This is a genomic window from Microtetraspora glauca (assembly GCF_040656155.1).
Lineage (GTDB): Bacteria > Actinomycetota > Actinomycetes > Streptosporangiales > Streptosporangiaceae > Microtetraspora > Microtetraspora glauca.
Window position 1 is genome coordinate 443,889 of record NZ_JBFALK010000002.1, and the last position, 18,366, is coordinate 462,254.

21 protein-coding genes are annotated in these 18,366 nt (G+C 70.0%); 9 read left to right on the forward strand and 12 right to left on the reverse strand.

The genetic code is table 11. From position 1 onward, the window contains the following. The first annotated feature begins 156 nt into the window (after positions 1-156). Positions 157-894, forward strand: a complete 738-nt coding sequence (locus tag AB0I59_RS05210) for a Clp protease N-terminal domain-containing protein (protein WP_358130243.1) — start codon at positions 157-159, stop codon at positions 892-894. Positions 895-909: 15 nt separating this feature from the next. Here AB0I59_RS05210 and glgX read toward each other — a convergent pair whose 3' ends face one another. The 3 genes from glgX to AB0I59_RS05225 form a co-directional block, all read right to left on the reverse strand. Beyond that, positions 910-3,039, reverse strand: coding sequence for a glycogen debranching protein GlgX (glgX, locus tag AB0I59_RS05215; RefSeq protein WP_358130246.1), 2,130 nt, complete (start codon positions 3,037-3,039; stop codon positions 910-912). A gap of 198 nt (positions 3,040-3,237) precedes the next feature. Further along, positions 3,238-3,666, reverse strand: a complete 429-nt coding sequence (locus tag AB0I59_RS05220) for an OsmC family protein (protein WP_061255370.1) — start codon at positions 3,664-3,666, stop codon at positions 3,238-3,240. 228 nt (positions 3,667-3,894) lie between these two features. Continuing rightward, positions 3,895-5,370, reverse strand: a complete 1,476-nt coding sequence (locus AB0I59_RS05225; RefSeq protein WP_358130249.1) for an ankyrin repeat domain-containing protein — start codon at positions 5,368-5,370, stop codon at positions 3,895-3,897. An 81-nt stretch (positions 5,371-5,451) separates the two neighbouring features. On the opposite strand from AB0I59_RS05225, the gene AB0I59_RS05230 reads away from it, so the two are divergent. From AB0I59_RS05230 to AB0I59_RS05240, 3 genes are all read left to right on the forward strand, one after another. Further along, complete coding sequence (locus AB0I59_RS05230; protein WP_082776824.1) at positions 5,452-6,351, forward strand: DUF1707 SHOCT-like domain-containing protein; 900 nt, start codon at positions 5,452-5,454, stop codon at positions 6,349-6,351. Positions 6,352-6,781: 430 nt separating this feature from the next. After that, a complete protein-coding gene (locus AB0I59_RS05235) occupies positions 6,782-7,045 on the forward strand; it encodes a sigma-70 family RNA polymerase sigma factor (protein WP_358130252.1) in 264 nt (87 codons plus the stop codon). Then, the gene (locus tag AB0I59_RS05240) at positions 7,042-7,596 is read left to right on the forward strand and encodes a hypothetical protein (protein WP_358130255.1); all 555 of its coding nucleotides are present in this window, start codon (positions 7,042-7,044) and stop codon (positions 7,594-7,596) included. The genes AB0I59_RS05235 and AB0I59_RS05240 overlap by 4 nt, the downstream gene beginning before the upstream one ends. Here the strand turns inward: AB0I59_RS05240 and AB0I59_RS05245 are convergent. The 8 genes from AB0I59_RS05245 to AB0I59_RS05280 all read right to left on the reverse strand — a co-directional run bounded on the left by AB0I59_RS05245 (position 7,589) and on the right by AB0I59_RS05280 (position 12,430). Next, positions 7,589-7,993, reverse strand: a complete 405-nt coding sequence (locus AB0I59_RS05245) for a type II toxin-antitoxin system VapC family toxin (protein WP_061255373.1) — start codon at positions 7,991-7,993, stop codon at positions 7,589-7,591. The genes AB0I59_RS05240 and AB0I59_RS05245 overlap by 8 nt on opposite strands. Next, on the reverse strand, positions 7,990-8,274 hold the full coding sequence (locus AB0I59_RS05250) for a type II toxin-antitoxin system Phd/YefM family antitoxin (protein WP_061255374.1): 285 nt from the start codon (positions 8,272-8,274) through the stop codon (positions 7,990-7,992). The genes AB0I59_RS05245 and AB0I59_RS05250 overlap by 4 nt, the downstream gene beginning before the upstream one ends. 100 nt (positions 8,275-8,374) lie before the next feature. Next, positions 8,375-9,124 (reverse strand): sirohydrochlorin chelatase, encoded by a 750-nt coding sequence (locus AB0I59_RS05255; protein ID WP_358130259.1) that lies wholly within the window; start codon positions 9,122-9,124, stop codon positions 8,375-8,377. 151 nt (positions 9,125-9,275) lie between these two features. After that, on the reverse strand, positions 9,276-10,004 hold the full coding sequence (locus AB0I59_RS05260; protein WP_061255375.1) for a phosphoadenylyl-sulfate reductase: 729 nt from the start codon (positions 10,002-10,004) through the stop codon (positions 9,276-9,278). A 33-nt stretch (positions 10,005-10,037) separates the two neighbouring features. After that, positions 10,038-10,193 (reverse strand): DpnI domain-containing protein, encoded by a 156-nt coding sequence (locus tag AB0I59_RS05265; protein WP_061255376.1) that lies wholly within the window; start codon positions 10,191-10,193, stop codon positions 10,038-10,040. 25 nt (positions 10,194-10,218) lie between these two features. Continuing rightward, a complete protein-coding gene (locus AB0I59_RS05270; RefSeq protein ID WP_358130262.1) occupies positions 10,219-11,898 on the reverse strand; it encodes a nitrite/sulfite reductase in 1,680 nt (559 codons plus the stop codon). A 172-nt stretch (positions 11,899-12,070) separates the two neighbouring features. Beyond that, entirely contained in the window at positions 12,071-12,154 is an 84-nt protein-coding gene (locus AB0I59_RS05275) for a putative leader peptide (RefSeq protein ID WP_358130614.1), read from the reverse strand. Positions 12,155-12,295: 141 nt separating this feature from the next. Continuing rightward, positions 12,296-12,430 (reverse strand): hypothetical protein, encoded by a 135-nt coding sequence (locus AB0I59_RS05280; RefSeq protein ID WP_255706695.1) that lies wholly within the window; start codon positions 12,428-12,430, stop codon positions 12,296-12,298. Positions 12,431-12,491: 61 nt separating this feature from the next. On the opposite strand from AB0I59_RS05280, the gene AB0I59_RS05285 reads away from it, so the two are divergent. The 5 genes from AB0I59_RS05285 to rsgA all read left to right on the forward strand — a co-directional run bounded on the left by AB0I59_RS05285 (position 12,492) and on the right by rsgA (position 17,787). Continuing rightward, positions 12,492-13,298 (forward strand): TIGR03084 family metal-binding protein, encoded by an 807-nt coding sequence (locus AB0I59_RS05285; RefSeq protein ID WP_061255379.1) that lies wholly within the window; start codon positions 12,492-12,494, stop codon positions 13,296-13,298. A 115-nt stretch (positions 13,299-13,413) separates the two neighbouring features. Beyond that, on the forward strand, positions 13,414-13,809 hold the full coding sequence (locus AB0I59_RS05290) for a YccF domain-containing protein (protein ID WP_061255380.1): 396 nt from the start codon (positions 13,414-13,416) through the stop codon (positions 13,807-13,809). A 65-nt stretch (positions 13,810-13,874) separates the two neighbouring features. Further along, complete coding sequence (locus tag AB0I59_RS05295) at positions 13,875-14,819, forward strand: YihY/virulence factor BrkB family protein (protein ID WP_082776825.1); 945 nt, start codon at positions 13,875-13,877, stop codon at positions 14,817-14,819. Positions 14,820-15,034: 215 nt separating this feature from the next. Next, on the forward strand, positions 15,035-16,294 hold the full coding sequence (gene glyA, locus AB0I59_RS05300) for a serine hydroxymethyltransferase (protein WP_061255382.1): 1,260 nt from the start codon (positions 15,035-15,037) through the stop codon (positions 16,292-16,294). Between the two features lie 368 nt (positions 16,295-16,662). Next, positions 16,663-17,787: a ribosome small subunit-dependent GTPase A gene (gene rsgA / locus AB0I59_RS05305; RefSeq protein WP_358130269.1), complete on the forward strand. Its 1,125-nt coding sequence runs from the start codon at positions 16,663-16,665 to the stop codon at positions 17,785-17,787. A gap of 191 nt (positions 17,788-17,978) precedes the next feature. Here the strand turns inward: rsgA and AB0I59_RS05310 are convergent, their stop codons facing one another. Then, positions 17,979-18,293, reverse strand: coding sequence for a WhiB family transcriptional regulator (locus AB0I59_RS05310; RefSeq protein WP_076434697.1), 315 nt, complete (start codon positions 18,291-18,293; stop codon positions 17,979-17,981). Positions 18,294-18,366 lie beyond the last annotated feature (73 nt).

Below are 18,366 nucleotides of genomic sequence, written 5' to 3' on the forward strand. Positions count from 1 at the left end.
GAGGGTGCTCCTGAGCCTGGCCACCAGCTGCCCCTCCCCGGTGGCCTGGAGACTCCGTGTGAGGCGAATCTCTGTGGGCGTACCTCCGGGCGCGCCCTCAAGGAGGGAGTCAACCGGGGGTTGACGACACGGCAATCGTCAACCTATGGTTGACGCATGGAGAATCCCGTTCATTCGACGAACCCCGTCCGGCTCGATGACCTGATCGAGGCCATCAAGAGAGCGCACACCGACGCGCTCGACCGACTCTCCGACGCGGTCATCGCCGCGGACCACCTCGGCGAGGTCGCCGACCACCTGATCGGTCACTTCGTCGATCAGGCCAGGCGCTCGGGCGCGTCGTGGACCGACATCGGCAGGAGCATGGGCGTCACCAAGCAGGCGGCCCAGAAGCGGTTCGTCCCGAAGGCGTCCGGCGAACCATCGGTTCTCGATCCCGAGGCATTGAACCGGTTCACCCCGCGAGCGAAGAACGTCGTGACGGTGGCGCAGAACGAAGCCCGCACGGCGGGCAACGACGAGGTCCGCCCCGGACACCTGGTGCTGGGGCTCCTGAGCGAGCCGGACGCCCTGGCCGCGAAGGCGATCGTCGCGCGGGGCGTGCCGCTGGAGACCGTCCGGCAGGCCGTGACCGCGACGCTGCCCCCGAGGGCCGCCCAGGCGCCGGAGACCATCCCGTACGACTCGCAGACGCGCAAGGCGCTGGAACTCGCGTTCCGGGAGGCCCTGCGGCTGGGACACAACTACATCGGGACCGAGCACATCCTGCTCGGACTGCTGGAGCTCGAAGACGGCGCGGGCGTGCTCGCCGGCCTCGGCGTCGACAAGGCGGCCGTCGAAGCCGACATCACCGCCGCCCTGGCGGCCATCGTCGCGGCCCGAGGGCAGGGGTGACCTGAGGGAAGGCCGTCAGGCGGGGTCCTCCCTGGCACAGCGCAGGATCTGCACGGACCTCGCGGTGACGGACACGTCCACCCCCGCGGGCCAGGTCTCGCCGGGGAAGGAGCCCTGACCGGGAGCCTCGTCCGCCGTGTCAAGCACGGGACGCCAGCAGTCGCCGAACTCCGTGCCGGGCAGGGTGAACGTGAGGCTCTCGTGATGGGCGTTGATGAGCAGGAGGAACGAGTCGTCCGTGATCCGCTCGCCCCGGGGACCTGGCTCGGAGATGGCGTCGCCGTTCAGGAACACCGCCAGCGACTTGGCGTAGCTCGCGTGCCAGTCGGCGGAGACCATCTCCTTGCCCGACGGCGTGAGCCAGACGATGTCGCGCACGTCGTCGCCCGCCCTGCGGCCGTAGAAGAACCGGCGCCTGCGGAACACGGGGTGGTGGCGCCGGAGCGTGGCGAGCATCCGGACGAACTCCAGGAGGTTCGCCTCGGTCTTGACCAGCGACCAGTCGACCCAGGACGTCTCGTTGTCCTGGCAGTAGGCGTTGTTGTTGCCGCCCTGCGTGCGCCCGAACTCGTCGCCCGCGAGCAGCATCGGGACGCCCTGGGAGGCGAACAGCGTGGCGAGGAAGTTGCGCCGCTGCCGGTGGCGGAGCCGTACGATCCCGGGGTCCTCGACCGGGCCCTCGGCCCCGCAGTTCCACGAACGGTTGTCGTCGGTGCCGTCGCGGTTGTGCTCGCCGTTGGCGTCGTTGTGCTTGCGGTTGTAGGAGACCAGGTCGGTCAGCGTGAACCCGTCGTGGCAGGTCACGAAGTTGATGGACGCCACCGGGCGGCGGCCGCTCGTGGCGTACAGGTCGCTCGACCCGGTGAGCCGGGAGGCGAACTCCGGCATCGTGCGCGAGCCGCCGCGCCAGAAGTCACGGACGGAGTCGCGGTACTTGCCGTTCCATTCGGTCCACAGGGGCGGGAAGTTGCCGACCTGGTAGCCTCCCGGGCCGACGTCCCACGGCTCGGCGATCAGCTTGACCTGTGAGATCACCGGATCCTGCTGGATCAGGTCGAAGAACGCGGACAGCCGGTCCACGTCGTGCAGTTCGCGGGCGAGCGCGGCGGCCAGGTCGAACCTGAACCCGTCGACGTGCATCTCCAGCACCCAGTAGCGCAGCGAGTCCATGATCAGCTGCAGCGCGTGCGGGGAGCGGACGTTCAGCGAGTTGCCGCAGCCGGTGTAGTCGAGGTAGTAGCGCCGGTCGGAGTCGTGCAGCCGGTAGTAGGCGGCGTTGTCGATGCCCCGGAAGCCGAGTGTGGGTCCCATGTGGTCGCCCTCGGCCGTGTGGTTGTAGACCACGTCCAGGATGACCTCGATGCCGGCCTCGTGCAGCGCCCGGACCATGGCCTTGAACTCCTGGACCTGCTCGCCCCGCTGCCCCGCGCTGGAGTAGGCGTTGTGCGGCGCCAGGTAGGCGATGGTGTTGTAGCCCCAGTAGTTCGTCAGGCCGCGCGCCACCATGGCGTGCTCGGGGACGAACTGGTGGACCGGCATCAGCTCCACCGCCGTCACGCCGATCGCCAGCAGATGCTCGATCACCGCCGGGTGGGCCAGTCCGGCGTAGGTGCCGCGCTGCTCGTCCGGAACGTCGGGGTGCCGCATCGTCAGCCCGCGCACATGCGCCTCGTAGATCACGGTCTCGTGGTACGGCGTGCGCGGCGGCCGGTCGTTGCCCCACTCGAAGAACGGGTTGATCACCACGTTCTTCGGCATGTACGGAGCGGAGTCGTCGGTGTTCAGCCGCCCGGGGTCGGTGAAGTGGTAGGAGAAGAGCGCCTCGTTCCAGCGCACGCCGCCCTCGATGGCCTTGCCGTACGGGTCGAGGAGGAGCTTGGCGGGGTTGCACCGGTGGCCGTGCTCCGGCTCGTACGGCCCGTGCACGCGGAAGCCGTACCGCTGCCCCGGCATGATCCCCGGCAGGTAACCGTGCCAGACGAAGCCATCCATCTCGGGCAGGTCGACGCGCGTCTCGGCGCCGTCGTCGTCGAACAGGCATAGTTCGACCCGCTCGGCGACCTCGGAGAACACCGAGAAACTGGTGCCCACGCCATCCCAGGTGCCGCCGAGTGGATACGGCTCTCCAGGCCAGACTTCGCGCATGTAGCCCCATTCTCCTCTCAGGAGGGGCCTTCGTGTACCCCAAAAGATCTGCGAGATCTAGCCCTGTTTTGCCCCTATTTATCCAGATTTATCACCTTATGTGAAGTTAGTTAGGCCGCCGTTCACCCGCCCGGAGCGGGACGCACGCGGGCCCCCGCCCCGACCGGGACGGCCGGAAGCGGGGGCCCGCGAGGTCGATCAGCCGACGAGTTCGGCGTTCAGGCTGATGGTGGTGCCGGTCAGGGCCTGGCTCACCGGGCAGTTGGCCTTGGCGGTCTCGGCCGCCTGCTGGAAGTCCTCGGCCGAGATGCCGGGAACCTGGCCGCGCACCGAGATGACGATGCCCGTGATGCCCTCGCCGGGCTGGAAGGTCACGTCCGCCCTGGTCTCCAGCGACTGCGGCGGCGTCCCGGCCTTGGCCAGGCCGTTGGACAGCGCCATCGAGAAGCAGGAGGAGTGGGCGGCCGCGATCAGCTCCTCGGGGCTCGTCTTGCCGTTCGCCTGCTCCGCCCTGGACGGCCAGGAGACGTCGAAGGTGCCGACGCCCGAGGAGTCCAGTGAGACCGTGCCGGAGCCCTCGAAGAGCGTGCCCTTCCACTGGGTGGTCGCGGTACGGGTGGTCGCCATGGCGATATCCCTTCAGTCGTAAGTCCTCAGCTTCAGTTCCAGGAGCGACCCTAACGCCGCCGGCACCGGCGACGTGGAACCGGCCCGCTGTCAGGCCGTGATCGGTCCCCGCGTGTCAGGACCGCCGGGACGGGCGGCCGGCCTCGGTCGACGAGAACCTCAGGTCGAGGCCGTGCCGACCCGGCCGCCGTACCTGTCGTGCGTCCGAGGGCATCCCGCGGAACAGGATCAGCGGATGACGGTCTTGATGTCCAGGCCGAGTTGTGCGGCGCCGTCGAGCGCCAGGTCCCGCGCGTAGTCGTCGTCCGTCTCCGACAGCACCCGGTGGATCCCGCCGATCGCCCGCCGGTCGCCCCTGGCCGCCAGTCCGCGTACGGCCTCCGCGACGGTCGTGATGTCGCCGTCGGCGAGCCGGGCGGCCAGCGCCTCCCGGATGCGCGGGGTGTCGGCGTCCAGGCCGGCGAGCCCCATGGTCGCCCAGTCGCGCACCTCGGTGTCGCCTTCCTCGCTGAGCCGTACCAGCCGGGACAACCCCTCATCGTCGTCCGGGGGAAGCACGGCGGCGAGCGCGATGGCGTCGCTCACGGACGGCCTCCTGCCCGGACGGTCCACGATCTCCAGCACCTCGGGAAGCGCCTCCGCGTCGCCGTGGTGCGCGATCGCGCCGAGGAGCGCGTCGACGACCTTGGGCTCGGTCTCCGTACGGGCCAGCCGCCGCAGGATCGCCAGGCTGCGCTCGTGGAAGGGCCGAACGCCCGCGTCGTAGCCGAACTGGGCGAGGACGTCCACCGCGAACTCGCGGTCCGTCGCGTCGCCGCTGTCGCACAGCTCCGCCGCCGCCTCGAACGTCTCGTCGTCGTGCCGTTTCTGCAGGGCGTGGACCGCCGCCCACCAGGTCTCGCCGTCCTCGTCGACCTCCCGGTACGGCACCGCGCGGGCGACCAGGTCCTCGGCCGGCGTGCGCAGGCCCAGCGCCTCCTCCAGAAGGATGGTGATCGCGGCGTGGCCGCGCTGGCGGGTGGCCTGGAATCCGTCACCCCTGGCGTCCCTGGCCTCGACGGTGATCAGCTCGGTGCCGTCGTCGGCGTGGCTCCTCGCGACCATGACGGCCCATCCCGGCTCCGCGTGCCGGGCGACCTCCTCGCGCATCTCCGCCTCCAGGTCGGTGCCCGCCCAGCGCCTGGCGATGCTCAGGGCCGTGTCGCACGCCCCGTCCGCCCGCGCCGGGTCGGCGCCGTGCTCCAGGAGCGACCAGACGACCCCGTACGCGCCGAAGCGAGCGGCCGCGGTGAGGGGCGTGGTGTCCTCGTCGTCGGCGGCGTCGGGATCCGCGCCCGCGTCGAGGAGGACGTCCGCGGACATGAGATGCCCTTGGGCGGCGGCCCACAGGAGGGCGGTCCAGCCGCCGTCCTCCCGGGCGTTCGGGTCGGCGCCACCGTCCACCAGGGCCTGGATGGTCTCCCAGTGGTTCCAGCAGGCGGCCCCGCAGAGGGGGAGCCCCTCGTCCGTCCCGCCGCTGGGCTGGTCCGGGTCGGCCCCGTACTCCAGCAGCAGCCGTACCATCTCGTGGTCGCCGTTGACGGCCGCCCGGTAGAGCGGGGTGGTCCCCGGTGCGCGGTTCAGATCCGTGTCGGGATGGAGCATCCGCCGCACCCTGCCGACGTCGCCTTCCGAAACCGCGTGCAGAAGCTCACGGTATGTCACTCTTCCATGGTCACACAGGTGGACAAATGGTTCCTTCCCAGGGAGGAGGGGCAGCCGTCCTCGCGGGGATAACCTTGTCCCGTGAGTGATCTGGGTGGAATGCGGGCATCGGACGCCGAGCGAGAGGCCGTGGTCGAAAGGCTCCGGGAGGCGTCCGTCGACGGGCGTCTGACCCTGGCCGAACTGACCGAGCGTACCGAGGCGGCCTACCTGGCCCAGACCCACGCCGAGCTCGGGCAGCTCACCGCGGACCTCCCCGGAGGCGCACCCGCTCCGGCCTACCGCCCGCCGGCCACCGGAGGCGGGGGCGGGGGCGGAAAGGTCCGCAAGTGGATCGTCGCGGTGATGGGCGACGCCAAGCGGCAGGGCAGCTGGCGCATCGACCAGGAGATCGGCGCGGTCTGCGTGATGGGCGACGTCACGCTCGACCTGCGCGAGGCCGAGGTCCGTACGAACGCGATCGACATCGTGGCGACCTGCGTCATGGGCGACATCAAGATCATCGTGCCCGACGGCGTGGACGTCGAGCTGTCCGGCATGACCATCATGGGTGACAAGAAGGTCCAGGTGGTCGAGGCGCCGCCCAACCAGAACGCCCCCGTGGTCCGGGTCCGCGCGTACGTCGTGATGGGCGACGTGAAGATCATCGGCGACTCCCGGGCCAGGCCGATCAAGCGCGGCTGGTTCGCGTGGAGCGAGTGGTGGCAGGAGCGCCGCGCGGAGGCGTACCACGACCTCCACCATGGCCTCGGGCACGACGCGCGCCATGGTCTGCGCCACGGTCTGCGCCACGATCCCCTCCAGGCCCTCGGCGAGGCGCGGGACGCCTACCGCGAGATGCGCAGGGACGCTCGCGAGAGCCACCGGGAGATGCGCAGAGAGGTCCGGGAGACCCGCAGGGAGGCGCGGGACGCGTGGCGTGACGCCCGCGACGGATACCCGCCGGAGCCCCCAGCGCCGCCGCAGTCCCCTCGCCGGTGAGTATGCGGCCCTCGGTCGAGCGCCAGGTCCCGCGCCCCTCGCCGGTGAACACGCCGCCCTCGGCCGGGTGCCAGGGGCGGGTGTTCGATCGGGTTCTCGATCGGGTGAAGCCGCGTGAAAGTCGCGTGCAACAGGCAGGCCGGGCTCGGGAGTAGTGATCGGTGAGAGTTTCACCGGACGAATGAGGACTCCATGCGGGACCGGGCGGATTTCGAGCGCTACGTCGAACAGCGGTCGGCTCGCCTGCTCCGCACGGCGTACCTGCTGTGCCGCGACTGGGCGACCGCCGAGGACCCGCTGCAGACCGCTCTGGCCAAGGCGTGGACGGCCTGGCGGAGGTCGGCGAGAACCCGGACCCGCACGTCTACCGCATCCTGGCGAACACGCACGCCTCCGGCGGCGCTGGCGGGCCGAGATCCCCGCGGCGGACGTGCCGGACACGGTGGTCGCCGACGACGCCGACCTGGTCGGCTCCCGCGACGCCGTACGGCAGGCGGTCGGATGTCTTCCGCCCCGGCAGCGGGCCGTGATCGTGCTTCGGTACTTCGCCGATCTCGCCGATCTCGCCGAGGACGAGATCGCCGGCGTCCTCGGCTGTTCGGTGGCGACCGTACGGAGTCAGGCGAGCAGGGCGCTGGCCAAGCTGCGCGTCGACCCCGTGGCCCGCTCCGCGACGAACCTGGGAAGCCGATGATGGCCATCACCGAATCCGACCTTCGCGACCTGCTCGCCGACGAGAGCCGCGGCGGGCCCGTCGAGGGGGTCACCGTGGCGGACGTGGACCGGCGGGTGCGCCGCATCAGGCGCCGCCGCCTCGCCGCCGCGACGGGCGTCCTCACCGCCGGACTGGTGGTCGTGGGAGCCCTGACGGTTCCGCGCGCCGTCACCGCCGAGGCCCCCGACGACGTCTGGACCGCCGTCATGGCCCAGCCCTCGCCCTCATCCTCACCGTCGCCGTCGGGCCGTCTCCCCTCCCAGTGGCGGGGAGTGGCGGTGCTCGCGCACAAGGCGTACGAGCAGGCCGGAGTCAAACGGCGGCTCACTTTCCAGGCGGGGGAGCTCCCGTTGAGCGTCTACGTCGAATGCCCCGGCTCGCCGTCCTATGTGATCGTCTGGCTGAATGGGGTGAGGGAGCCAGCCAGCCAGCCAGGCGGATCCTTCGATAGGCGGCGTCGAGCCGCACACGCGTCCGGGTATGGGCTGGTGGCACGGAGGCGCGTCAGGTCGGTCGGTTGCTTCAGTTGAGCGACGAGCCGGGGCTGGCGACCGGCAGGCCGAGCGCGGAGGCGGCGGCCAGCAGGCGTTTGTCGTAGGTCACGAAATGATCCACGACCACTCCGAACTGCATCGCCGTAGCGAGATGGATCGCGTCCAGACTGCGCAACACGGGATCCGCGAGCGTACCGGCCGTGCCGCGAATTGCGACGTCCATGTCGATTCGGTCGATTTCGGCGAGGAAGGGCGCGACCAAGGAGATTCGCTCAGGAGCGACCCGTCGAATGGTGCGCTGGGTTTCCACTTCGAGCAGGGTGGAGGAGAACACCCGCTGATGTGCCCGCTCGCCGAGCCAGGCCGTAAGGGCCTTCGATTCCGGTTCGGGGTGGATCAGCTTGACCGCTGCGGCGCTGTCGATGTAGATCAAAAGCGCTCCTCCTCCCTCATGCGGATGAGCTCTTCCGCGGCGTTGACGTCGTCGTACGGCTCGGTGTCCACCTGCTCAAGGAACTCGCGCAGGTTCCCCGCTCCCGGGGTGGCCCGGCCTTGGGCGACCCATTCGTCGAGGATCGCCGTCGGCCCGGGCACGGGAACCAGCCGCGCGACGGTGCGGCCGTCCTTGATCACCTCGATGGTCTCGCCCGCCAGGGCCTTGTCGAGGCAGTCCGCGGCGTGGTCGGCGAACTCCGTGACTCCGATGCGCTCCATAGCTTCCATCATGCGTTTCACGAGGTCACCGTAGAGCCGCGCACCCTGCTTTGTGGCCGAAACGACACGATGGGTAGTCGGAATATTGCTCTGGGTGGTTCTAGGCGGTCGCGGCGGGTTCCGGCTGTTGTACGGCCTGCGCGTAGCGGTCGAGGAGCAGCGTGACGAGTTCGGGAGCGGGGCCGAGGACGTCGGCGACCCGGTGGGCCCCGGCCGCCAGCGTGTCCCGGCGGACCTTGTCGGCGAAGTGGCCGGGGGCCAGCAGGTAGGGAGCGACGACCACCCGGGGAGCCCCGGCGTGCGACAGCCGTACGACCTCGTCCGCGGGCGCGGGAGCGGCGGCGGAGGCGTAGGCGGGGGTCACCGACCACCACGACCGCCGACGGGCCCAGGAGCGCGCCACGCGCGCCACGACCGCGTTGGCCCGGGCATCGCTCGAACCGGCGGAGACCAGCACGACGGCCGTCTCGGGATCGCCGGCCTCCACTCCGGCCTCCTCCAGGCGGCGTTCCAGGGCGGTCACGAGCAGCGGGTGCGGTCCCAGGGTCGGCCCGAGGTGGACCCGCAGCCGGGGCCGGCGCGCGGTCGCCTCGCGCAGCGCGGCCGGGATGTCCACCCGGCTGTGGTAGGCCGCGGTGAGCAGCAGCGGCAGCACCACGGCCTCGTCCAGCCCGGACAGGGCCCGCTCCAGCGTCGGCGGTGCGTGGTCCAGGTAGGCGGTCCGCACGTCCAGGTCCGGTCGCGCCAGCCGTACCGCGTCGAGCAGCGCCTCGACCGCCGTGGCGGCGCGCGGGTCACGGGACCCGTGCGCCACGGCGATCAGAGGTGGGCCGGTCGGATGCTGGTTCACGGATGGACTCTCAGGACTTTCGGGCTACCGGGGCGGACGCTTCGGGACTTCTCGTGGCCGGGTCAACGGGGTGCCCGCCTACGGTCACGCGCGGTGCGGGCACCGGCAATCCCAGCCGAGGGGAAACCCCGGCGAGATAGCCGGCCAAGAATCAGAGGTGGATGCCGCACTCGATCTTGCCGAGTCCGGCCCACCTGCCGCTGCGCGGGTCCTCGCCGGGAGCGACCCGCCGGGTGCAGGGCGCGCAGCCGATCGAGGGGTAGTCGTCATAGTGCAGCGGGTTGATCAGGACCCCGTTGTCGGCGATGTAGTTGTCGACCTCCTCCTGGGTCCACCGCGCGATCGGGTTGATCTTGACCATCTGGCGCTTGGCGTCCCACTCGACGACCTTCGTGTCCGCCCGGGTGGGCGACTCGTCGCGCCGGATGCCCGACACCCAGGCGAGGTACGGCTCGAGCGCGCGATTGAGCGGCTCCACCTTGCGCAGGTAGCAGCACAGGTCGGGGTTGCGGCCGTGCAGCCGGGGCCCGAGGTCGCGGTCCTGCTCCGCCACCGTGCGGGACGGCGTCACGTTGATCACGTTGACCTTGTAGACCGCCTGGACCGCGTCACGCGTGCCGATGGTCTCCGCGAAGTGGTAGCCGGTGTCGATGAACAGCACGTCCACGCCGGGCTTGACCCGGCTCACCAGATCGATCAGCAGCGCGTCGCTCATCGAGGAAGTGAGACAGAGGCGGTCGCCGAACGTGGCCGCCGCCCACCGGATGATCTCGCGGGCGGGCGCGTCCTCAAGGAACCGGGCGGCTGACTCGACGATGCTCTGCAGGTCGAGCACGCCACGCTGGCGTTCCAGACCGGCCTCTATCTCCACCAGGGTCATGACTACTCCTCAAACGTCGTACTTCGGAGGGGGCTAGCTGTGCCGTACGCCGATGCCCAGGAACTTCACCCGGAACGCGCGGGAACAGGAGCGGCAGTACCAGCCGTAGCTCTCCTCTTCGGAGGCGTACGGTTCGAGGTCCTCGTCACCGCAGTAAGGGCAGTAGTAGGGGGCCGCGCGCTCGCTCATGACCGGCTCCGCCCCGCGCCGGCCGTCACTTGAGGTCCGCCTCGTCGGCCCGCTGGACCCACTCGGAGAACGTCTCGCCCTCGTTCTTCTGCTTGTCGAAGTTCCGTACGACGCGCTCGACGTAGCCGGGGAGTTCCTCGGCGGTGGCCTTCAGGCCGCGGACCTTGCGGCCGAAGTTCGGGTTGACCCCGATCGAGCCGCCCAGGTGGACCTGGAAGCCCTCGACCTGCTCGCCCTTGTCGTTCACGACGAGCTGCCCCTTGAGGCCGATGTCGGCGACCTGGATGCGGGCGCAGGAGTTCGGGCAGCCGTTGACGTTGATCGTCAGCGGCTCGGTGAAGCCGGGCAGCCGGGTCTCCAGCTCGTCGATCAGCTTCACCGCCGTCGCCTTGGTCTCGACGATGGCGAGCTTGCAGTACTCGATGCCGGTGCAGGCCATCGTCTGGCGGCGGAACGTGGAGGGGTTGACGCGGAGGTCGACGGCCTCCAGTTCGGCGACGATCGAGTCCACCTGGTCGGGCGCCACGTCCAGGATGACCATCTTCTGCTCGACCGTGGTGCGGACCCGGCCGGAGCCGTGCCGCTCGGCGATGTCGGCGATCCGGTGCAGCGTGTCGCCGTCGACCCGGCCGACCCTGGGGGCGAACCCGACGTAGAAGTTGCCGTCCTTCTGCGGGAAGACGCCGACGTGGTCGCGGCGTCCGCCGCGCGGCTCCTCGGGGGCCGGTCCGTCGGCGAGCCGGTAGCCGAGGTACTCGGTCTCCAGGATCTCGCGGAACTTCTCCGCGCCCCAGTCGTTGATCAGGAACTTGATCCGCGCCCGGTGGCGCAGCCGGCGGTAGCCGTAGTCGCGGAAGATGCCGCAGACCCCGGCCCACACCTCGTGCACCTGCTCGGGCCGGACGAAGGCGCCGAGCCGCTTGGCGAACATGGGGTTGGTGGACAGACCGCCGCCGACCCACACGTCGAAGCCCTGCTCGCCCTCGTGGGTCACGCCGACGAACGCGATGTCGTTGATCTCGTGGACGGTGCAGTGCGCGGAGCACCCGCTGACGGCGGACTTGAACTTGCGCGGCAGGTTGGAGAACGCCTTGTCGCCGACATAGCGGCTGGTGATGTCGGCGATCTGGGCGGTGCCGTCGATCACCTCGGCGGCGTCGATCCCGGCGAGGGGGCAACCCATGACGACGCGCGGGGTGTCGCCGCACGCCTCGGTGGTGGACAGGCCCACGGCCTCCAGCCGGTTCCAGATGTCCGGGACCGACTCGATCTCGATCCAGTGGAGCTGGATGTTCTGCCGGTCGGTGATGTCGGCCGTGCCCCTGGCGTAGTCGTTGGAGATGTCGGCGATCACCCGGAGCTGCTTCAGGTCGAGCTGGCCGCCGTCGATGCGCACGCGGAGCATGAAGTAGCGGTCGTCGAGCTCCTCCGGCTCCAGGATCGCCGTCTTGCCGCCGTCGATCCCGGGCTTGCGCTGGGTGTACAGCCCGTACCAGCGCATCCGGCCGCGCAGGTCGGCAGGGTCGATCGAGTCGAACCCGCCCTTCGAGTAGATGTCGATGATCCGCTGACGGACGTTGAGCCCGTCGTCGGCCTTCTTGTTCTCCTCGTTCTTGTTCAGCGGCTCACGGTAACCGAGAGCCCACTGGCCTTCGCCGCGCGGGCGCTTGTGGTGGCGGTTCGCCGGGCGGGCCGGGGTGCTCATGAGGGCGTCCTTAATCCGAAGGATCCGAAACGGTCGAAAATCCGGGCGAAGGGTCACAGAAGCGACCCCGAACGCGTGCCTCAGGCGGCCTCCCGCCTCATCGTCGAGTACGGGGGCGAACACGAAAAAGACGCCTGGTCACGCGCCCAATGTCAGAAAAGGTGGGCGACGGTCAACGGGCGTCGATACAGATGGCGCTGCGGACACGCAGAAGGTCGACGTGGCGTCGCACGACGAGCAACGGGTCCGCTGGCATGTCCCAAACGATACCTGTGGCATCCCTGATGTCCAAGTTCGGTTTCACGATGTGGACGGCGAAGCGGATGGAGGCATGGACGGAGACGCGGACAGAGACGCGGACGGAGACGCGGATGGAGGCGTGGGCGGCACGGCCGGGTCAGCCCTGGCTGATCCAGTTCTGCGCCGGCTCGTTCGCGCCGGTCTCGTCCTGTGGTTCGTGGTGCTGGCAGTCGCACCACGAGCCGCCGCGGCACTCGTCGTGCCGCCGGTCCTTGCAGGAGTCGCAGATCATGATCGCCCACTGTTCCCGGTAGAAGATTATTCGGTTACGCTCGCCGTCACAGGAGGGTGCCGTGGCTGTTTCCAAGTCCGAGCTGATGTCCGAACTGATCGCCGACCTGCGCGCCGAGACAGCGGAGTTGCACGCGATGGTGCGTGCTCTGGACCTTCCCGGCTGGGAGCTGCCCACTCCCGCGGAGGGCTGGGACGTCCGCGACCAGATCAGCCACCTGGCCTGGTTCGATGACGCCGCCACATCCGCCGTGACCGACCCGGAGGGGTTCCGGGCCGCCCGTGCGGCCCTGATGGCCAGGGGAGAGGCCGCCGTGGACGACCTCACCGCGGGCGCGCGCGGGCTGGCTCCGCCGCAGGTCCTGGACTGGTTCCGTACGGCGCGGGCCCGGATGATCGAGGCGCTGGCCACGGTCGATCCCGGCTCGCGGCTCCCGTGGTACGGCCCCGACATGTCGCCCGCCTCGTTCACCACCGCGCGGCTGATGGAGACGTGGGCGCACGGCCAGGACGTGGCGGACGCGCTCGGGATCACCCGCGCGCCGAGCATGCGGCTGCGCCACGTGGCGACGCTCGGCGTGCGCGCCCTGCCGTACGGCTTCGCGGTCAGGGGGCTGCCGGTGCCCGCGGAGCCGGTCAGGGTGGAGCTCGCCATGCCGGACGGCACCTGGTGGGTCTCCGGGCCCGCCGGCGTTCCGGACGTCGTGCGCGGCTCGGTCGCCGACTTCTGCCTGGTCGTCACGCAGCGGTGTCATGTCGCCGACACGTCCCTCACCGTTGCGGGCGGGACCGCGCGCGCCTGGATGGCCGTCGCCCAGGCCTTCGCCGGGCCGCCGGGCAAGGGACGCGCGCCCGGAGCGGGGCGATGAGGCTCGGGACGATGAGGCTCGGAGCGGAGCGTGGGTCAGGCGTGCGATGAGCCAGGCGTACAGAAAGATCGACAAGTCCGGCATACAGGGAGATAGCGTGAGCCATCATTGAGTTATGCGGACTCTGCTGAACGTCATCTGGCTGGTCTTCGCCGGCGTGTGGCTCGCCCTCGGCTATGTGGTCGCCGGGATCGTCTGCTGCATCCTGATCATCACCATCCCGTTCGGAATCGCGTCGTTCAGGATCGCCGCGTACGCGCTGTGGCCCTTCGGGCGCACCGTGGTCCGGGATCCCGAGTCGGGCGTCCTGACGGCGATCGGGAACGTCATCTGGCTGGTCTTCGCCGGGCTCTGGCTGGCGATCGGGCACATCGTCACCGCGATCCCGCTGTTCGTGTCGATCATCGGTATCCCGCTCGGTATCGCCAATCTCAAGATGATTCCCGTATCGCTTCTGCCGCTCGGCGCCCGTATCGTGGATGCGGACAATCAGTACTATCCGTCACGGTAACGGGTAGTCGTTGGTTCATTCATCGGTGTCATGACACCCCGTCTGTGCGAATACGGTTAGATGCCATGACGTCCGCGGACGCGCCCACCCACCGGCCGAGACACGACTCGCGCCGGGGAATGGCACGCGCCCGGGCCCGCATGGACTGGGTCCGGGGATCGAGCGCCTGGGCCCTGACCAAGTCGACCACGATGGCCGGCGTCAACTACCGCGTCACCGGGCTCGCCGGTGAGGCGGCCTTCTTCGCGCTCCTCTCGCTGCCGCCGTTCGTGCTCGGACTGCTCGGTGTGATGGGCCACCTGAGCGGACTGCTCGGCGACCAGACCATCCTGCGGATCAAGCAGTGGGTGATCGACCAGGCCGAGCTGCTGTTCACCGGCAACACCGTGGACCGCGTCGTCCAGCCGCTGCTCAACGACGTGCTGAGCGGGGGGCAGGTCTCGCTCATCTCGGTGGGGTTCCTGCTGTCGCTGTGGTCCGGATCCCGGGCACTCTTCGTGTACGTGGACCTGATCTCCATCGCGTACGGACTGGGGGAGACCCGGGGGATCATCCGGACCCGGGTCATGTCCTTCGGGCTCTATCTGGCCGCGCTGCTGATCGGCCTGATCGTCATGCCGGTGCTCGTCATCGGTCCCACGTTGCTCGCGGGAGCCCTGTCGAGCTACAGCGTGCTCGTCACGGTGTTCTACTGGCCCGTGGTGATCGTCGGCTCCGTTTTCATGCTCACGTTGCTCTACCACGTCAGCGTCCCGATGCGGACCCGCTGGTGGCGCGAGCTCCCCGGGGCCGTGCTCGCGCTCATCATCTGGATCGTGTGCGGCGCCGTCCTGCGCGAGGTGCTCGCCGCCTGGTTCACGCCGCTGTCGATCTACGGCTCGCTCGCGGCCCCGATCGCCGTCCTGCTCTGGCTCTACATCACGGCGCTCGCCGTGCTCATCGGCGCGACACTCAACGCCGAGGTGGACCGCATGTGGCCCCTGGCCGGTACGGCCCGCCGCCAGCAGTGATCCCGGCAGGTCACCCCTCTGGCGGCGGGTGCCGCGGCGTTCCCGGCAGCGCGGGCGTGTGCCCGTACGCGAGGCTCGGATAGGGTAGGAGGCGTCGCGACTGGCGCTGACGTGCCCTCGGGCACGTGCTAGGTGGGTTTACCACCGGGGAGCGAACGTGCGGAGGCCGTGCGCCTGGGTCCCGCGGCTGTCGACGTTGACAAGGAAAGGCGCCAATGGCTGAGAACTCGCTGAACGCCGTCGATCCCGAGATCGCCGAGCTCATCAGGGCGGAGGAGCGGCGGCAGGCCGACACCGTCAAGCTCATCGCGTCGGAGAACTATGTCTCCAAGGCCGTGCTCGAGGCCACCGGGACCGTTCTGACGAACAAGTACTCCGAGGGGTATCCCGGCAAGCGCTACTACGAGGGCCAGCAGGTCATCGACCAGATCGAGACCATCGCCATCGAGCGGGCCAAGGCCGTGTTCGGCGTGAACCACGCCAACGTCCAGCCGTACTCCGGCTCCCCGGCCAACCTCGCGATCTACATGGCGTTCCTGAAGCCCGGCGACACCGTGCTCGGCATGGGCCTGCCCTTCGGCGGCCACCTCACGCACGGCTGGTCCGTCTCCGCCACCGGCAAGTGGTTCAACCCCGTCCGGTACGGCGTGCGCAAGGACACGGGCCGCATCGACATGGACGAGGTGCGCGCCCTGGCGCTGGAGCACCGGCCCAAGCTGATCTTCTGCGGCGGCACCGCGATCCCGCGCACCATCGACTTCCCGGCGTTCGCCGAGATCGCCCGCGAGGTGGACGCGGTCCTCGCCGCCGACATCGCGCACATCGCCGGCCTCATCGCGGGCGGCGCGCACCCCTCGCCGGTCGGGTACGCCGACGTGATCTCCACGACCACGCACAAGACGCTGCGCGGCCCGCGCGGCGCCATGCTGATGGCCACCTCCGACGAGCACGCCACCGCGCTGAACAAGGCGGTCTTCCCCGGCCTGCAGGGCGGCCCGCACAACCACACGACCGCCGCCATCGCGGTCGCACTGCGCGAGGCGTCCCAGCCGGAGTTCAAGGCGTACGCGGCGCAGGTCGTGAAGAACGCCAAGGCGCTCGCCGAGGAGCTGGCCTCCCGCGGCTTCGACCTGGTCTCGGGCGGCACCGACAACCACCTGATCCTGATGGACCTGACCCCCAAGGGCGTCGGCGGCAAGCCCGCCGCCCAGGCGCTCGACCGGGCGGGCCTGGAGACCAACTACAACGCCGTCCCGTTCGACACGCGCAAGCCGTTCGACCCGTCGGGCATCCGCATCGGCACCCCCTCGGTCACCTCGCGCGGCATGGGCGAGGCGGAGATGCGCCAGATCGGCGCCTGGATGGACGAGGTCGTCACCGCGGTCGCCAAGGGCGACGCCGAGGACGTCATCGCCCGGGTCCACAACGAGGTCAGCGAGCTGACGGCGAAGTTCCCCGCGCCCGGCCTCTCCTGACCCCTTCCCGTTCGCGCGCGCGTGGCCACGTCCTCTCGGAGGGCGTGGCCACGCCGCGTTCCGGGGCGAGATCTCCGTGGCGTCTCACGGCGCGTTTCCGGGGCATGCCGCGGCACCGGGGCCGGGAAAACCCGTTGCGGCGGAGTGCCGGGACTGCGCTAGTGTTCTTCCTCGACGCCGCTTTTCGGACGCGGCCATCACTTCGGGAGGTGAGGACTATGCGGGCCTTTCTGACGACCCTGCCGTCCACCAACTCTCGGGTGCCCGTCTAGGCACTGTTTCGCCACCGCCCGCGCGCAGCGGGGCCGGTCTCCGGAACACGACCTGGATCATCGTTGGGCACCCGCTTTCCGAAGGGTGCCACCCCGTTGTTCTCCGATTCGCCTTCTGGTTCCTTCTCCGGTTCCATCGATCTTTCTCTTCTCGGCTGGAACGACTCGCTTTCGCTTCCCGCGGGTACCGTTCCCGCCCGCGTCGCCCGGGTCGACAGGGGCGCCGCCGAGGTCATCGCGGCCGACGGGCAGTTCCAGGCGCGATACAGCGCCCGGGTCCGCCGGGCCGCCGCCGACGACCCCATCGCCCTCCCCTGCGTGGGCGACTGGGTGGCGCTCGACCGCCTGCCCGAGGGCCGCTACGAACTGGACGCCGTGCTGCCCAGAACGTCGGCCTTCGTCCGCGGCGGCGTCAGCAGGGACTCGCGCGGTGGCCTGTCCGGTGACGGGCAGGGCCAGATCCTCGCCGCCAACGTCGACATCGTGTTCGTGGCCGAGCCGTCCATGCATTCCACCGACTTCGCCGACCTCGGCCGGATCGAGCGCCTCGTGGCGCTCGCCTGGGAGAGCGGCGGGCGGCCCGTGGTGATCGTCACCAAGGCCGACCTGTTCGAGCAGGGGCTCGGTGACCTGCTCGCCGACGTCGAGTCCGCGGCCCCCGGCGTGGACGTGCACGCGGTGTGTTCGATGACCGGCGAGGGGGTCGATCTCGTACGGGCCTACCTCGACGGCTCGAAGACCGCCGTCATCCTCGGCCCTTCCGGTGCCGGGAAGTCCACCCTGGTCAACGCGCTCGCGGGGGAGACCGTCATGGACACCCAGCAGGTACGCGCGGCGGACGGCCGGGGACGGCACACCACCGTCCATCGCGAGCTGATCCCGCTGCCCGGAGGCGGACTGATCATCGATACGCCCGGCATCCGCCGGGTGGGCCTGTACGACATGAGCGACGGCGTGGACCTGGTCTTCTCGGACATCGAGGAGCTCGCCGCGAACTGCCGCTTCGGTGACTGCTCGCACGACGGTGAGCCCGGCTGTGCCGTACAGGCGGCGCTCGAGTCGGGCGAGCTGCCCGAGCGGCGGCTGGAGAGCTGGTTCAAGCTGCAGCGTGAGGCGGCCTGGATGGCCCGGCGCAGTGACGCGCGCCTCCGGAGCGAGGAGACCCGCAAGTGGAAGATCATCCACAAGGAGATGCGCAAGCCGGGCAGGTCCCGCCCGTGATCATGATCGGTGCGTGACGGGCGGTCCGGGGCGTGACACATGCCCCGGCCGGCTCGGCCGCGCCGGAGGGTGAACAGACGAAACCGCTGGGCGTTCCGCCCGCCGTGTTGGGGTATCGGCGGGTGGAACGACCCAGCGGTCTCGTGTGACGCGTGTCGGGGGGAGACGTTTGAGTTTTGCGTTCAGACGGCTCAGGCGACTGCGCTGATGCCGGCGCTCGCGGCGCGCCGCATCCGGCGGCGACGCTCGGAGGCGCGCTCGTCCTCGTTCAGCCCGCCCCAGGTGCCGTACTTCTCAGGACGGGAAAGGGCGTAGTCGAGGCACTCGGCACGTACGGGGCACTGTGCGCAGATGGCCTTGGCCTTGCGCTCGCGGATGTCGCGCTCCGGCTGACGCTCGCCGTCAGGGCCGAAGAACAGCACAAGGTCCTCTCCCCGGCACGCGGCATCATCCTGCCAACCCCAGCTGGGGCGCGGGCGGGCGAGCTGCCGACGTACCTGAGACATGAGAAACCACCTTTGGTGAGAGGTATTTCAGTGTTTGTGCCGCATCGGGCGCTTGTGGCGTCCCTGGGTCCAA

Excerpts from the sequence above, each read along its gene's own strand:
- AB0I59_RS05280 (WP_255706695.1), bottom strand. The coding sequence starts at position 12,430 with ATGATCTGCGACTCCTGCAAGGACCGGCGGCACGACGAGTGCCGCGGC.
- glyA (WP_061255382.1), top strand. The coding sequence starts at position 15,035 with ATGGCTGAGAACTCGCTGAACGCCGTCGATCCCGAGATCGCCGAGCTC.
- AB0I59_RS05310 (WP_076434697.1), bottom strand. The coding sequence starts at position 18,293 with ATGTCTCAGGTACGTCGGCAGCTCGCCCGCCCGCGCCCCAGCTGGGGT.
- glgX (WP_358130246.1), bottom strand. The coding sequence starts at position 3,039 with ATGCGCGAAGTCTGGCCTGGAGAGCCGTATCCACTCGGCGGCACCTGG.
- AB0I59_RS05265 (WP_061255376.1), bottom strand. The coding sequence starts at position 10,193 with ATGAGCGAGCGCGCGGCCCCCTACTACTGCCCTTACTGCGGTGACGAG.
- AB0I59_RS05260 (WP_061255375.1), bottom strand. The coding sequence starts at position 10,004 with ATGACCCTGGTGGAGATAGAGGCCGGTCTGGAACGCCAGCGTGGCGTG.
- AB0I59_RS05240 (WP_358130255.1), top strand. The coding sequence starts at position 7,042 with ATGATGGCCATCACCGAATCCGACCTTCGCGACCTGCTCGCCGACGAG.
- AB0I59_RS05270 (WP_358130262.1), bottom strand. The coding sequence starts at position 11,898 with ATGAGCACCCCGGCCCGCCCGGCGAACCGCCACCACAAGCGCCCGCGC.
- AB0I59_RS05290 (WP_061255380.1), top strand. The coding sequence starts at position 13,414 with ATGCGGACTCTGCTGAACGTCATCTGGCTGGTCTTCGCCGGCGTGTGG.
- AB0I59_RS05210 (WP_358130243.1), top strand. The coding sequence starts at position 157 with ATGGAGAATCCCGTTCATTCGACGAACCCCGTCCGGCTCGATGACCTG.
- AB0I59_RS05220 (WP_061255370.1), bottom strand. The coding sequence starts at position 3,666 with ATGGCGACCACCCGTACCGCGACCACCCAGTGGAAGGGCACGCTCTTC.
- AB0I59_RS05250 (WP_061255374.1), bottom strand. The coding sequence starts at position 8,274 with ATGGAGCGCATCGGAGTCACGGAGTTCGCCGACCACGCCGCGGACTGC.
- AB0I59_RS05295 (WP_082776825.1), top strand. The coding sequence starts at position 13,875 with ATGACGTCCGCGGACGCGCCCACCCACCGGCCGAGACACGACTCGCGC.
- AB0I59_RS05275 (WP_358130614.1), bottom strand. The coding sequence starts at position 12,154 with ATGCCAGCGGACCCGTTGCTCGTCGTGCGACGCCACGTCGACCTTCTG.